This window comes from Nosocomiicoccus ampullae, from assembly GCF_019357495.1.
Lineage (GTDB): Bacteria > Bacillota > Bacilli > Staphylococcales > Salinicoccaceae > Nosocomiicoccus > Nosocomiicoccus ampullae.
Genome location: NZ_CP079110.1, coordinates 1,030,503 through 1,043,591, shown reverse-complemented (window position 1 = coordinate 1,043,591; position 13,089 = coordinate 1,030,503). Strand labels below are relative to the sequence as shown.

The window sequence follows — 13,089 nt, the reverse complement described above, 5'->3', positions numbered from 1 at the left end:
TTTCAAAAAAACTTTCTTTTTCAAAGAGGTGCTTTATGAAAATATTAATTATAGAAGATGACAAAATAATAAGAGAGAGTTTTAAATTAGAATTAAACAAATGGAACTTTAAAGTTAATTATGTTGAGAATTTCAATACAATTACTGAACAAGTAAAAGAATTAAAACCCCATATTATTTTGCTAGATATTAATTTACCTTCTTATAATGGATATTATTGGTGTCAAGAAATTCGTAAATTTTCAACAGTTCCTATTGTATTCATTAGTTCTAGACATGAAAGTATGGATCAAGTTATGGCGATGCAAATGGGTGGAGATGATTTTATAGAAAAGCCTTTTAATATGAATGTTGTCATCAGTAAAATTCAAGCATTAATTAGACGAACATATGAATTTAATGAGGATTTAAATGTATTGAAAAAAGGAAAATATAATCTCTCATTGGATACGATGATGTTTACATATAAAGAAAAATCAATAGAATTTACACATACAGAATACCTAATCATGCAACTATTACTCCAAAACTTAAATCACTTTGTGAGTCGTAATTCACTTATTGAGAGATGTTGGGAGTCTTCTCATTTTATTGATGATAATACACTAGCGGTAAACATTGCTCGACTGAGAAAGAAATTAAAATCGATTGATTTAGAAGGAGCTATTGAAACGAAAAAGAATTATGGTTACCGATTAAAGGATGATTAAATGAAACGGTATATATATAGTAAGAAAAATGAACTTTTAATTATTGCGCTTATACTACTTTTATTTTTAATTGTATTTTATTTATTTGATTTTATGTTTCGAGCTTATTTATTAAGTGTTTCTATTATTATTATTATATACGTGATTTATTTTATTACTCACTTTTTTACTTTTATTGATGAGGAGAACAAAACAAAGCAAATAGAAATATTAGAAAAACAAATTCAGCAATTAAAAAATAAGCAAAGTAGTTACCAAGAAGAAATTGAATCTTACTTTTTATTGTGGGTGCATCAGATTAAAACACCTATTACTGCTTCAAAATTGCTACTTGAAAGAAAAGATGAAAATAATAAAGAAGAAATTTTACAAGAAATCATACAAATTGATAACTATACAAATTTGGCGCTAAACTATTTAAAAATTATGAATGAATCTACAGATATGTCATTTAAAGAAATAGAATTAGATACTATCATTCAAAATATTATAAAAAGATATGCAATGATTTTTATTCATAATAAAACGAAATTACATTATGAAAAAATTGATTCAATTGTTCTTACTGATCCAAAGTGGAGTACAGTTATGATAGAACAAATTTTAAACAATTCATTAAAATATGCAAAAGGGAATGACATTTATATTTACTTTGATCAAAGAACTAACGAGTTAGTCATTCATGATACTGGTATCGGAATTTCTGAATCGGATTTACCAAAGATTTTTGATAAAGGATATTCGGGTTTTAATGGTATGCTTGATGAAAAATCAAGTGGTGTCGGTTTGTATATAGTTCGCAAAATTTCACGTCGTTTAAACCAAAAAGTATCTGTAGATTCAAAGTTAAATGAGTATACTATTTTCAAAATAAAATTTAAACAGTCTACAACCTTACAATAATGTAAGAATACCAAGTATATTTGTAAGAATATATAAATGTACTTGGTATTTTTGTATTTTATACTTGGATTAAATAATCAAGAGGTGAGATTAATGTTACTAGAAGTTAAAAACTTAAAAAAAGAATTTGGTCACGGAAATAATAAAGTGACGGCATTGAAAAATATGAATTTTTCAATCAATGAAGGTGAATTTGTTGCGATAATGGGAGAATCAGGTTCTGGAAAATCTACATTACTTAATATCATTGCAACTTTTGATACACCAACAGAAGGTACAGTTTTAATTGATGGCCGTGATTTATCATCGTTAAAAAATAAAGACGTTGCACAATTCCGTCGTGATCAACTCGGTTTTGTTTTCCAAGATTTTAATGTTCTTCATACCATGTCGAATAAGGATAATATATTAATGCCACTTGTCTTGTCAGATGTTAAACCGAAAATTATGAAGAAAAAACTAATACCACTTGTAGAGGAATTGAATATAGAATCACATATTAATAAATTTCCTTATGAAATTTCAGGGGGACAACAACAAAGAGTTGCTATTGCACGTGCACTTATTACAGAACCGAAGATATTATTAGCAGATGAACCTACAGGTGCATTAGACTCAAAGACTTCAAAAGAAACTATGGAGTTGTTTCAAGAAGTAAATGAGTCTAATCAAACAATTTTACTCGTTACACATTCAGTGACTGATGCAGCTTTTTCGAACCGTGTCTTATTTATAAAAGATGGTAAAGTGTACCATGAAATTTATAAAGGTAACGATTCAAATCAAGCATTTCAAAAAAGAATATCTGATAGTTTAACAATGTTAAGCGAAAGTGGTGAGTAGAATGACATTTAAACTCATAAGTAAACTTGTTTTTAGAAATTTTAAATCACTTAGAGAGATAATTGTGCCATTTGTAATTGCGATTTCTGTGATGTTTGGACTTGAGTATATATTATTATCATTAATTTATAATGACTATTTAATTGAACGTAATGAATTTTTACCAAAATTAATGAAATATGCAAATGTTATCGTTGGTTTACTCGTTTTAATATTTGTTATTTATGCTCATAACTTTGTAATTAAACGACGTAAAAAAGAGTTTGCGATTAATTTAGTGCTTGGTATGGAGAAAAAGCACATTCGCTTAATACTGTTTTATGAATTGGTACTAGAGTTTTTAGTTGTATCATTATTAAGTATTGTTTTAGGATATTTATTTGGTAATTTAATATTTTTAGCATTGAATAAGATGATTCAAAATTCTGGTGTATCGATTATGGATTATCCATTTAAAATTGAAGCAAGTATCTTTTTAATGTTATTTATCTTTTTCATTTTCGTTATATTATATGTTATTAGTAATATTCATATTACAAAACAAAGTCCGATTCAATTAATGAAGACAGAGAAGGCTGGAGAAAAGAAAACTTCACGATTAGTTATATTAATCTTATCTATATTGGGAGTAATTTCACTTATATATGGTTACTACTTAGCATTAACCACTACAGGAATTATGGATTCGTTATTTACAATATTAATAGCAGTAGTATTTGTGTTAATTGGAACTTATTTTTTATTTATGTCATTAACTTTTATCGTTTTGAAAATTTTAAAAAGCAGTAATATATATTATAATAAAAAGCACTTTTTTACAGTTTCAGGACTTATGTCCCGTATGAAGTCTCATGTTGTAGGGTTAGCAAGTATTACGATGATCATAACGTTTTTAATCGTAACTCTTGGACTAAGTTTAACGACATATCGTGGAATACAAACACAAGTTGATCATACTCAAAAATATGATTATGAAATGAGTATAACTGTATTTAAGGAGCCTGCTGAAGTTAAACAATTGTACGATGAGTTAACAATGAATAAGGACGTAGAGTCCCTAAATATGACAAAGTCTTTAGAGTTACCAGCAATTGACAATAATGGAAAGATTGATAATTTTAATCAATTAAACAAACCTTCAAAAAGTACTATGATGTATATGATTGTACGTTCTATTGATAGTCATAATGCATATTATAATACTAATTTAAATCTAGATGATGATGAGATTTTAGTTAGCAGCAATACGAAACGATATAATAAAAATACTCATTTTCAATTTTTAGATAATGATTCGCTAAAGACCACTTATACTGATGAGAACTTTCTTCAATCACAAATTGCAATTGATGCATTATATATTGTTGTACCAAATGAAACATTATATAAGAAATTTCAGGCGTACTATACAGATGATAGTGGTAGTGCGGAAACAAAAACATTAGCTTTTAATGCAATAAATGATGATGCCAAAGAAAGACTCGATGAAAGTGTTGAATCGTTTGAAGCGGATACTCAATTGCCGATAAGAAGTAAAGAAGAAGTAAAGAAAACTATCTATGAACTTAATGGTGGACTCGTATTTATAGGTGTTGTTGTATCTATTACACTCCTCGTTGGCCTATTTTTAATTATGTACTACAAACAAATTTCTGAAGGATATTCAGACAAAGAAAATTATGAAATTATGCAAAAACTTGGATTGTCATTTTCACTAATTAAATCTACAATCAACCGTCAAATACTTGTGATTTTTGGATTACCTATAGTGACTGCGATCATTCATACAATATTTGCATCAAAAATCATTTATACTTTGCTTGGGTTACTCGCTATAAATGATATTAAGTTATTTGTCACAAGCTATACTAGTGTTATTGTTATAATCATGCTTGTGTATATCATCATGTATATAATTACATCTAGAACATATATTAAAATAATAGGTAAAAAATAAAAAACAGTGTGCATTTGCACACTGTTTTATCTTATTCATTAAATTTTAGTAATAGATTTAATAATGATTCGTCTTCACGTGACTGAATATTAATATCATTTTCTTCTGAATCAATTGGTCCATAAGCAACAACTGCTTTTGATGATTCATCTGTTTGAACTGTTTCTGAAGCATCATTTACATTTTTATGATACGTGCTGTCTTCAGGGATATCTAATGTTAAGTTATCCGTTGGAATCATACCAGACTCATTAAATTGACGAACTGCTAGGTCTAAAGCGAATGCTTCACTTGCTGAAGTTGGAGAGTTTGATTTGTTTGTAAAGTCAAACTCAATAACAACTGCTGGACTGTCAGATGCTTCTTCCCCCGCATCTTCTGCGGCTTCTTTATCTAGATCAGTTGGTGGAATGTCGATTGTATCAATACGTGTAATGACGTAGTGTCCATATTCTCCATCGAATTCGATTGAATCTTTAAGTTCGTCTTCACTGACTTTAACTTCAGTAGCTTCAGCTTCTTTTGCTTCTTCAGTTTCAGCATTTTCAATAGGCTCTTCAGTTTCAGCTGAGTCATCTTGATTACAAGCAGTGAGTAGTAGGGTTGAAGCAGCGGTTGCAGCTAATAGATGTTTTAAATTCATTAAAATTCCTCCATTATTGATCGATTAAATTTAGTATATATGAATTTTCTGAAAATAAATAGGTATAATCATAAAATGTTTAATGTATAACTAATCCGTATAATAATACACCAATAGATAAAAGTAATCCGTAAATTGTGTTAAATTTACCCATCATTGCCATCGCTGGAATTAATTCAACAGGTGAATCTCCGTCTTTTAATAACTGCATTGTCTTTTTATATAATTTAAATGATAAGAGTGGCAGTAGTAAAAATAGTGAAGCGAATAGGTCGGTGACTGACATAATAATGACAAATACATAACAAAGTATGAGTAAGAAGTTTACAACTTGTGTTGCTTTTTCTTTTCCGACAAGAATAACAAATGTTCTTCGTCCACTCTGAGCATCTTTTACTCTATCACGAATATTATTGAACATATTAAGTAGACCAATCGTAATCATGATTGGAATAGATAATAATAACGGAAAAATATGTAATTCATGTAAGTGAATATAAAATGTAATTAAGATAATGACTGGTCCCATAAATACACCAGAGAAAATTTCTCCAAATGGTGTCCAAGAAATCGGGTAAGGACCACCTGTATATAAAAATCCGACTAACATCGAAATACTACCGATTAAAATCAACCACCAAGATGTTTCATATGCAATATATAAACCGATCAACGCTGCGATAATATAAAATGAAATTGCAAATGAAAGTACTCTTCTTGGGGTAATACCGTTACGAACAATCGCACCTGCAATTCCAACAGAATCTTCGCTATCTAGACCGCGTTTAAAGTCGTAATATTCATTAAACATATTCGTAGCTGACTGAATGAGTATTGTTGCGATGAGCATTAAAAAAAACATTAAAAAATTAATGTCTCCAAATGGTAATACAGCAGCTGTCCCGACAAGAACAGGAACAAATCCAGCTGTTAAAGTATGCGGTCTTGTTAGGCTAATATATTTTTTATAGCCGGTTAAGACGTGTGCATGTTGCATGAAAATCATCCTTTTAAGTATTTTTAAGCATAGATCTACAATATTCTATCATACTTTCAAACGAACAATATACACAGTTATTTAGAAAAATGATAAAATATAGAGTAATTATTATAAAGGAATGTGAATATAATGGATATTGAGTCGTCACAAATAAAAATTGACGAAGTAGGAATTGATTCCAACACACCATTTTTAGCATTACATTTTAGTACAGAAGATTTTAATCTATCAGAATCTAAAATCTTTATGCATTTTAATAATAAAAAAGGAGAAAGATTTTGGTTTAAGTCTAAAGAAGCTGATTTCAATATAATTGGAATCGGTTATTTAGAGAGCATAAATCGAAATCAATTTAATGCAGACGTTTTAGAAAAAAAGAAAAACGAGCTGTTTGAAGACATCCAGACAATCGAGCTAAGTGACGATTTAAAGGGAGACATCCATTTATTTGGTGGGATGCGTTTTGACGATAAAAAAACGACCGATGAATGGACAGACTATAAAATGGTCGAATTTTTACTCGCGTCATGGCAGTTTGATTTATATAATAACGAATGTTTTATTATTTTGAAAAAAGAAGATTTAGAGACTAGTCATCTTGTTGAAAAGATTTATAAAATATTAAAAGAAATTGAAGATACGGATAGTCGTTTTAGATTCCCTGAAATTGTAAGTAAACATGAAATATATCCAAAGGCATGGAAAGAGTTAGTCGATGAAACAGTTGGCGTATTAGATGATGATTTTGAAAAGGTAGTGTTATCTAGAGAGTTACTGATTCGATTTGAAGAAGAAGTCGACTCAAACTTTTTAATTAACCGTTTAAAACAAGAACCCGATACGTTTACAATTCTTTATGAAAAAGGTAAGTCGACATTTGTCTCTAAAACACCAGAGAAGTTATTTCATCTTAAACATAATACGTTGTCAACGCATGCAATCGCAGGATCAATCCGTAGAGAAAGTGACGACGCCTTAAACGAAAATAATAAGTTAGCATTTTTACAAGATAAAAAAAATCGTTTTGAACATATCGTGGTGAGAGACTCTATTGTTGAAGATTTAACCCCATATACTTCTAGTGTAAAGTACGACGACACGCGTATTTTAGAGAATCGTTATATTTACCATTTATATACACCAATTGAAGCGGTTTTAAATGAAGAAAGTAACTTATTTGACGTGATGATGGCACTTCACCCAACCCCAGCTGTTGGTGGGTTACCAAAGGAACGTGCTTTAGAATATATTAAAGAAAAGGAATACTTTACGCGTGGACTTTACGCTGCACCAATTGGGGTCATTTCTCGTTCACACGAAGCTGAATTTGCTGTGTCTTTAAGATCAATGCGTATTACTAATAAAAGTGCAACACTTTACGCTGGAGCAGGTATTGTCAAAGGGTCAACAGGAGAGTCTGAATACGAAGAAACAAAAACAAAATTTAGACCAATGTTAAACGTACTGGAGGCATTAGAATGACACATCAAAAACATCTCACAGAGCAAGTGTTTACACTTGTTGATGGTCTATATAGTAAAGGTGTGAGTGAGGTTGTTATTAGTCCAGGATCTCGTTCGACACCACTTGCGATTGCGTTTGAACTTCATCCGTATATTAAAACGTATATTCACCCAGACGAACGCGGCGCAGGTTTTTTCGCACTTGGATTAAGTAAAGTAAGTAAACGACCGGTGAGTTTACTCTGTACGTCTGGGACAGCTGCGGCAAACTACACACCAAGTGTGTCAGAAGCAGGGTTAATGCATATACCGTTAGTTGTGTTAACGTCAGATAGACCTCATGAATTAAGACAAGTCGGTGCACCGCAAGCGATTAACCAGACAAATATGTTTACAAACTATGTAAAATACGAAACAGAACTGCCGATCGCAGATAACAGTGATACAAATATATCTCATGTGTTTGATAGAGTACTTCAAGCAAGTCAATATTTTTATGGTATTAATAAAGGGCCAGTGCATATTAATGTTCCAGTAAGAGAACCGTTAATGCCAGACGTCAGTCGTACAGATTTATTTTATCGTGAACAACAGTTAGAAAATTCTGTGACATACAATACGGACATCGAACCGCTCGTTGGAAATGGATTAGTGATTATTGGTGAAACAGATTATAGTTTTGACGATTTTGATTTTGATCAATATAAAAACTTAACATTTATCATGGATCCTAGAATTGATAATCGTACGGAGTTAAGTCATGTTGTTACAACTCACGATCTTATTTTTATGAATTTAACAAAAGAACAAGAAGAAAATTTAAATCATCGATTTGACTTTATCGTTCGTATTGGTGAAGCTGTGACTTCAAAATCGACGAACCAGTTTTTAAAACGTACGACTTTACCACAAATATTAATTAGTGAATTTAACGATGTAAAAACATTTCCGAAAACACCGAACAAAGTTTACGTTGGAAATGTTAAAGAGACGTTAAAATCATTATTTATTGAATCTGATTACTCAGACAATGTCCTTTATAATCTCGATAAAAAAATAAAAGTACTTATTGAAGAAACAATGGAAGATTATACTGATGAAGGGCGTTATATGTATGAAATTATTAAAAATACGTATCGTACGCGCCGAGTCTTTTTATCGAGTAGTATGCCGATTCGTGACTTTGAAAGATATGACGTATTTAATCAGTTAAAAATATATTCAAATCGCGGTGCAAACGGAATTGACGGTGTTGTGTCGAGTGCGTTTGGAGTTGCGACTAAAGAAGATATGACACTCATTATTGGGGATGTTGCGTTAAATCATGATTTAAATGGTCTTCTAATGTCAAAATTAGAAAATATTGACGGAACAGTCATTTGCTTTAACAATAATGGAGGTAATATATTTAGTTACTTACCGCAAAAAGAGCACGACGTCTATTTTGAACGGCTATTTGGAACACCACTTAATTTAGATTTTTCACATGCTGCAAAACTGTATGGTTTTAATTATCATTTGGTAAACTCACCTGAAGACTTAACAGAAGAGTTATTAAATCAAACAGGTAGAGTATTCATAGAAATTAAAACAGATAGAGATGACAATAAAGTGCAGCATAATCAACTAAAAGAACAAGTAAAGGATCTCGTAAATGATGCTCGATTTTAACTATGAGTATAATGACCGTAGTAAAAGTGACACACTAATTTTATTGCATGGATTTTTATCAGATATGCGTTCTATGACAGACATTGCATCGGAATTTAGAAACATGAACACATTACTTATCGACTTACCAGGATTTGGTCAAACGAAAAGTATTGGTATCGATTATTCGATGGACGATATCTCAAAGGGGATCGTAAAAATCGTCGACGAGTTGAATTTAGCAAATGTGCACGTCTATGGGTATTCAATGGGTGGACGTGTGGCGATATCACTTTTAGCAAATTATTCTGAGAGATTTAATAAATTTATATTAGAGTCGACATCTCCAGGGATGAGTAAAGCTATTAGAAGAGATAGCCGTATTGAAATTGACGAATTTAGAGCAAAATCTTTAGAGACAGACCTTGAGTCTTTTATTAATGAGTGGGAAGAGTTACCGCTATTTAAAACTCAAAAACTTTTAGATGAAAAATCTTTTTTATTGCAAAGAAAAGAAAGGTTAAGTCAAAATGGTGCTGAAGCGGCAGACAGTTTAAGAAAATATGGCACGGGTATTCAGCCTCATTACTGGGACAAACTAAATAAGAATAACGACGTTTTAATTATTGTCGGTGAAAAAGATGAAAAGTTTGTTAAAATTGGAGATAATATGAATAAGCAATTAAAAAATAGTTGCTTTAAAATAATTAAAAAGTGTGGACATAATGTTCATCTTGAAAATAAAGAGGCATTTATAAAAGAATGTCAGGAATTTTTATCGGAGGGAAAATAATGGCACGCGAGTGGACTACATTAAAAGAATATAAAGAGATTAAATATGAATTTTATAATGGGATTGCGAAAATCACAATTAACCGTCCAGAAGTACGTAACGCATTTACACCATTAACAGTTTCAGAAATGATTGATGCAGTAAGTCGCGCTAGAGACGATGAAAATGTTTCAGTAATCGTATTAACAGGTGAAGGTGATTTAGCATTCTGTTCAGGTGGAGACCAAAAAGTACGTGGACATGGTGGATATGTTGGCGAAGACCAAATCCCACGTTTAAACGTACTAGATTTACAACGTCTAATTCGTGTTACACCAAAACCAGTTGTTGCGATGGTTGCTGGATATGCAATTGGTGGCGGACATGTCTTACATGTGGTCTGTGATTTAACTATCGCAGCAGATAACGCAATCTTTGGCCAAACGGGTCCTAAAGTTGGGTCATTTGATGCTGGATACGGCTCTGGTTACTTAGCACGTATCGTTGGACATAAAAAAGCACGTGAAATTTGGTTCTTATGCCGTCAATACGACGCACAAGAGGCATTAGATATGGGACTTGTAAATACAGTCGTACCATTAGAAGAATTAGAAGATGAAACAGTCAAATGGTGTGAAGATATGATGCAACACTCACCAACAGCACTTCGTTTCTTAAAAGCTGCAATGAATGCAGACACAGATGGATTAGCTGGTCTTCAACAATTTGCTGGAGACGCAACGCTTCTTTATTACACAACGGACGAAGCAAAAGAAGGAAGAGATGCCTTTAAAGAAAAACGCCAACCGGATTTTGATCAGTTCCCTAAATTCCCATAAACTCATAAAGCAAAAGTTCATTTGAACTTTTGCTTTTTTAATGATTCAAGTATGAGTACGATTAAAATAAAAATAATTCGGGTATTGAATGATTACGACTCTTTAGGAGGAATTTTAAATGTCAAACTTACAAAATCCAAGAACTAAATTTGAATATAATGATTTTCCAGAACAACAACAAAGTGGACCTGCTCTGCAAAGTGAAATGACACCAGTCCCAGATACAGGTGAAGAAACTTATACAGGCCATGGTCGTATGAAAGGCCTTAAAGCATTAATTACAGGTGGAGACTCTGGAATTGGCCGTGCGGCAGCGATCGCATATGCTAAAGAAGGTGCGGATGTTGCAATTCAGTACTTGCCTGGTGAGGAAAAAGATGCCAAGGAAGTTGAAGATTTCATTAATAACTTAGGACAAAAAGCAGTTACGTTAAAAGCAAATTTCCGCAATGATGGTGAAGCAGCTAAAGTAGTTAGAGATGCGGTAGAGGCTTTAGGTGGTTTAGACGTATTAGTATTAAACTCAGCAGAGCAATTTGCTCAAGAAAAGTTAGAAGATTTATCGATTGAACAAGTTAAAAATACATTCCAAGTGAATGTTGTAAGTATGTTTGAAGCAGTTAAAGAAGCTGAAAAACATTTAGAATCAGGAGCTTCAATCATTTTAACGACATCTGTAGAATCATTTAACCCTTCAAAACAACTACTCGACTATGCATCAACAAAAGGGGCAATCTCAAACTTAGTAGTAAACTTATCACAATATTTTAATGATAAAGGAATACGCGTCAATGGGGTAGCACCAGGACCAATTTGGACACCACTTCAATTAGATGGTGGTCAGCTAGAAGGAAAAATACCAACATTTGGACAAGGTAGTTTACTTGGTCGTGCAGGACAACCAGTCGAACTCGCATCTGTATACGTACTACTCGGTAGTGAAGAAAGTAGCTACACGACAGGTCAAATTTATGGTATAACTGGTGGGTACAACATTTCGTTATAACTAAATTTGAGAGGAATTGAACGATAGATGAAAGAAAATTTTTGGAATAATCTTCCACGCCCATTTTTCGTTCTAGCACCAATGGAAGATGTCACAGATGTCATTTTCCGTCATGTGGTGAGTGAAGCAGCACGTCCAGATGTCTTCTTTACAGAATTTACAAACTCTGAAAGTTATTGCCACCCTGAAGGTAATAAAAGTGTACGTGGGCGTTTAACATTTACTGAAGATGAACAACCGATGGTCGCACATATTTGGGGAGATAAGCCGGAATTTTTCCGTCAGATGAGTATCGGTATGGCAAAAGCTGGCTTTAAAGGTATCGACTTAAATATGGGGTGCCCAGTGCCAAATGTAGCCGGTGACGGTAAAGGCAGTGGACTAATTTTAAGACCTGAAATTGCTAGTGAACTTATTGAAGCGGCAAAAGCTGGAGGACTTCCAGTTAGTGTAAAAACGAGACTCGGCTATACGTCAATTGATGAGTGGAAGCCATGGTTAACGCATATTCTAAAACAAGATATCGCAAATCTTTCTATTCATTTACGTACAAGAAAAGAAATGAGTAAAGTCGATGCCCACTGGGAATTAATTCCAGAAATTAAGGAGTTACGTGATGAAATCGCACCAAACACATTACTTACGATAAACGGAGACATTCCGGATCGTAAAACAGGGTTAGAACTTGTAGAAAAGTACGGTGTAGATGGTGTAATGATTGGTCGCGGAATTTTTCATAATCCATTTGCATTTGAAAAAACACCAAAAGAACATTCAAGTGAAGAACTACTTCAGTTACTTCATTTACACCTTGATTTACACGACAAATACTCAAAAGAACTAGAAGAACGCCCGTTTCAAGCGTTACACAGATTCTTTAAAATATATGTCAAAGGATTTAGAGGAGCAAGTCAGTTAAGACATGCATTAATGAGTACGAAAGATACAGATGAAGTTCGTGATATGTTACGAGAATTTAAAGAACAACAAGAGAGTGAATAATAAAAAATGCCGTCCTATTTAAGGACGGCATTTTTGATAGAAATCACCATATACTCCCCAATAAAATATAAATTATATATAATTGATTTGATAGGATAAATACTTACTTATAGAATATATGTATAAAGAAAGTGAATGATGAAAATTTAGGATATAGTCGTACTGTTTTTAATCATCGTATATGTATTTCTCAATACTAATAATTCTTGGTGAATTATTAATCATTTTAAAAAATTAAGAAGAGAAATGTAGCGTTTCGTTGATGCAAATGCGTTTTGTGTGAAATAGTTTTTATTAATTT

12 protein-coding genes are annotated in these 13,089 nt (G+C 32.1%); 10 read left to right on the top strand and 2 right to left on the bottom strand.

Going from position 1 to position 13,089, the window contains the following annotated elements:
* Positions 1–35 precede the first annotated feature (35 nt).
* From KPF49_RS05315 to KPF49_RS05300, 4 genes are all read left to right on the top strand, one after another.
* On the top strand, positions 36–710 hold the full coding sequence (locus KPF49_RS05315) for a response regulator transcription factor (protein WP_183672633.1): 675 nt from the start codon (positions 36–38) through the stop codon (positions 708–710).
* Positions 711–1,613: a sensor histidine kinase gene (locus KPF49_RS05310; RefSeq protein WP_183672634.1), complete on the top strand. Its 903-nt coding sequence runs from the start codon at positions 711–713 to the stop codon at positions 1,611–1,613.
* Between the two features lie 93 nt (positions 1,614–1,706).
* Positions 1,707–2,456 carry an ABC transporter ATP-binding protein gene (locus KPF49_RS05305; protein WP_183672635.1) on the top strand — a complete coding sequence of 250 codons (750 nt, stop codon included), beginning with the start codon at positions 1,707–1,709 and terminating at the stop codon, positions 2,454–2,456.
* Between the two features lies 1 nt (position 2,457).
* Entirely contained in the window at positions 2,458–4,413 is a 1,956-nt protein-coding gene (locus KPF49_RS05300) for an FtsX-like permease family protein (protein ID WP_183672636.1), read from the top strand.
* Between the two features lie 31 nt (positions 4,414–4,444).
* Here KPF49_RS05300 and KPF49_RS05295 read toward each other — a convergent pair whose 3' ends face one another.
* Positions 4,445–5,056, bottom strand: coding sequence for a DUF5067 domain-containing protein (locus KPF49_RS05295; protein WP_183672637.1), 612 nt, complete (start codon positions 5,054–5,056; stop codon positions 4,445–4,447).
* Positions 5,057–5,135: 79 nt separating this feature from the next.
* Complete coding sequence (locus KPF49_RS05290) at positions 5,136–6,053, bottom strand: 1,4-dihydroxy-2-naphthoate polyprenyltransferase (protein ID WP_183672638.1); 918 nt, start codon at positions 6,051–6,053, stop codon at positions 5,136–5,138.
* Positions 6,054–6,185: 132 nt separating this feature from the next.
* Between KPF49_RS05290 and KPF49_RS05285 the strand changes: the two genes are divergently transcribed.
* From KPF49_RS05285 to KPF49_RS05260, 6 genes are all read left to right on the top strand, one after another.
* On the top strand, positions 6,186–7,538 hold the full coding sequence (locus KPF49_RS05285) for an isochorismate synthase (protein WP_183672639.1): 1,353 nt from the start codon (positions 6,186–6,188) through the stop codon (positions 7,536–7,538).
* Complete coding sequence (gene menD / locus KPF49_RS05280; RefSeq protein ID WP_183672640.1) at positions 7,535–9,190, top strand: 2-succinyl-5-enolpyruvyl-6-hydroxy-3-cyclohexene-1-carboxylic-acid synthase; 1,656 nt, start codon at positions 7,535–7,537, stop codon at positions 9,188–9,190. Before KPF49_RS05285 ends, menD begins: the two co-directional genes overlap by 4 nt.
* On the top strand, positions 9,174–9,962 hold the full coding sequence (gene menH, locus KPF49_RS05275; protein ID WP_183672641.1) for a 2-succinyl-6-hydroxy-2,4-cyclohexadiene-1-carboxylate synthase: 789 nt from the start codon (positions 9,174–9,176) through the stop codon (positions 9,960–9,962). The genes menD and menH overlap by 17 nt, the downstream gene beginning before the upstream one ends.
* Positions 9,962–10,780, top strand: coding sequence for a 1,4-dihydroxy-2-naphthoyl-CoA synthase (menB, locus tag KPF49_RS05270; RefSeq protein WP_221265199.1), 819 nt, complete (start codon positions 9,962–9,964; stop codon positions 10,778–10,780). Before menH ends, menB begins: the two co-directional genes overlap by 1 nt.
* 118 nt (positions 10,781–10,898) lie before the next feature.
* Positions 10,899–11,786, top strand: coding sequence for an SDR family oxidoreductase (locus KPF49_RS05265; RefSeq protein ID WP_183672642.1), 888 nt, complete (start codon positions 10,899–10,901; stop codon positions 11,784–11,786).
* 27 nt (positions 11,787–11,813) lie between these two features.
* Positions 11,814–12,788 carry a tRNA dihydrouridine synthase gene (locus tag KPF49_RS05260; protein ID WP_183672643.1) on the top strand — a complete coding sequence of 325 codons (975 nt, stop codon included), beginning with the start codon at positions 11,814–11,816 and terminating at the stop codon, positions 12,786–12,788.
* Positions 12,789–13,089 lie beyond the last annotated feature (301 nt).

Bases quoted from the DNA above. Each gene is read 5' to 3' on its own strand.
- KPF49_RS05315 (WP_183672633.1), top strand. From the start codon at position 36: ATGAAAATATTAATTATAGAAGATGACAAAATAATAAGAGAGAGTTTT.
- KPF49_RS05310 (WP_183672634.1), top strand. From the start codon at position 711: ATGAAACGGTATATATATAGTAAGAAAAATGAACTTTTAATTATTGCG.
- KPF49_RS05305 (WP_183672635.1), top strand. From the start codon at position 1,707: ATGTTACTAGAAGTTAAAAACTTAAAAAAAGAATTTGGTCACGGAAAT.
- KPF49_RS05300 (WP_183672636.1), top strand. From the start codon at position 2,458: ATGACATTTAAACTCATAAGTAAACTTGTTTTTAGAAATTTTAAATCA.
- KPF49_RS05295 (WP_183672637.1), bottom strand. From the start codon at position 5,056: ATGAATTTAAAACATCTATTAGCTGCAACCGCTGCTTCAACCCTACTA.
- KPF49_RS05290 (WP_183672638.1), bottom strand. From the start codon at position 6,053: ATGCAACATGCACACGTCTTAACCGGCTATAAAAAATATATTAGCCTA.
- KPF49_RS05285 (WP_183672639.1), top strand. From the start codon at position 6,186: ATGGATATTGAGTCGTCACAAATAAAAATTGACGAAGTAGGAATTGAT.
- menD (WP_183672640.1), top strand. From the start codon at position 7,535: ATGACACATCAAAAACATCTCACAGAGCAAGTGTTTACACTTGTTGAT.
- menH (WP_183672641.1), top strand. From the start codon at position 9,174: ATGATGCTCGATTTTAACTATGAGTATAATGACCGTAGTAAAAGTGAC.
- menB (WP_221265199.1), top strand. From the start codon at position 9,962: ATGGCACGCGAGTGGACTACATTAAAAGAATATAAAGAGATTAAATAT.
- KPF49_RS05265 (WP_183672642.1), top strand. From the start codon at position 10,899: ATGTCAAACTTACAAAATCCAAGAACTAAATTTGAATATAATGATTTT.
- KPF49_RS05260 (WP_183672643.1), top strand. From the start codon at position 11,814: ATGAAAGAAAATTTTTGGAATAATCTTCCACGCCCATTTTTCGTTCTA.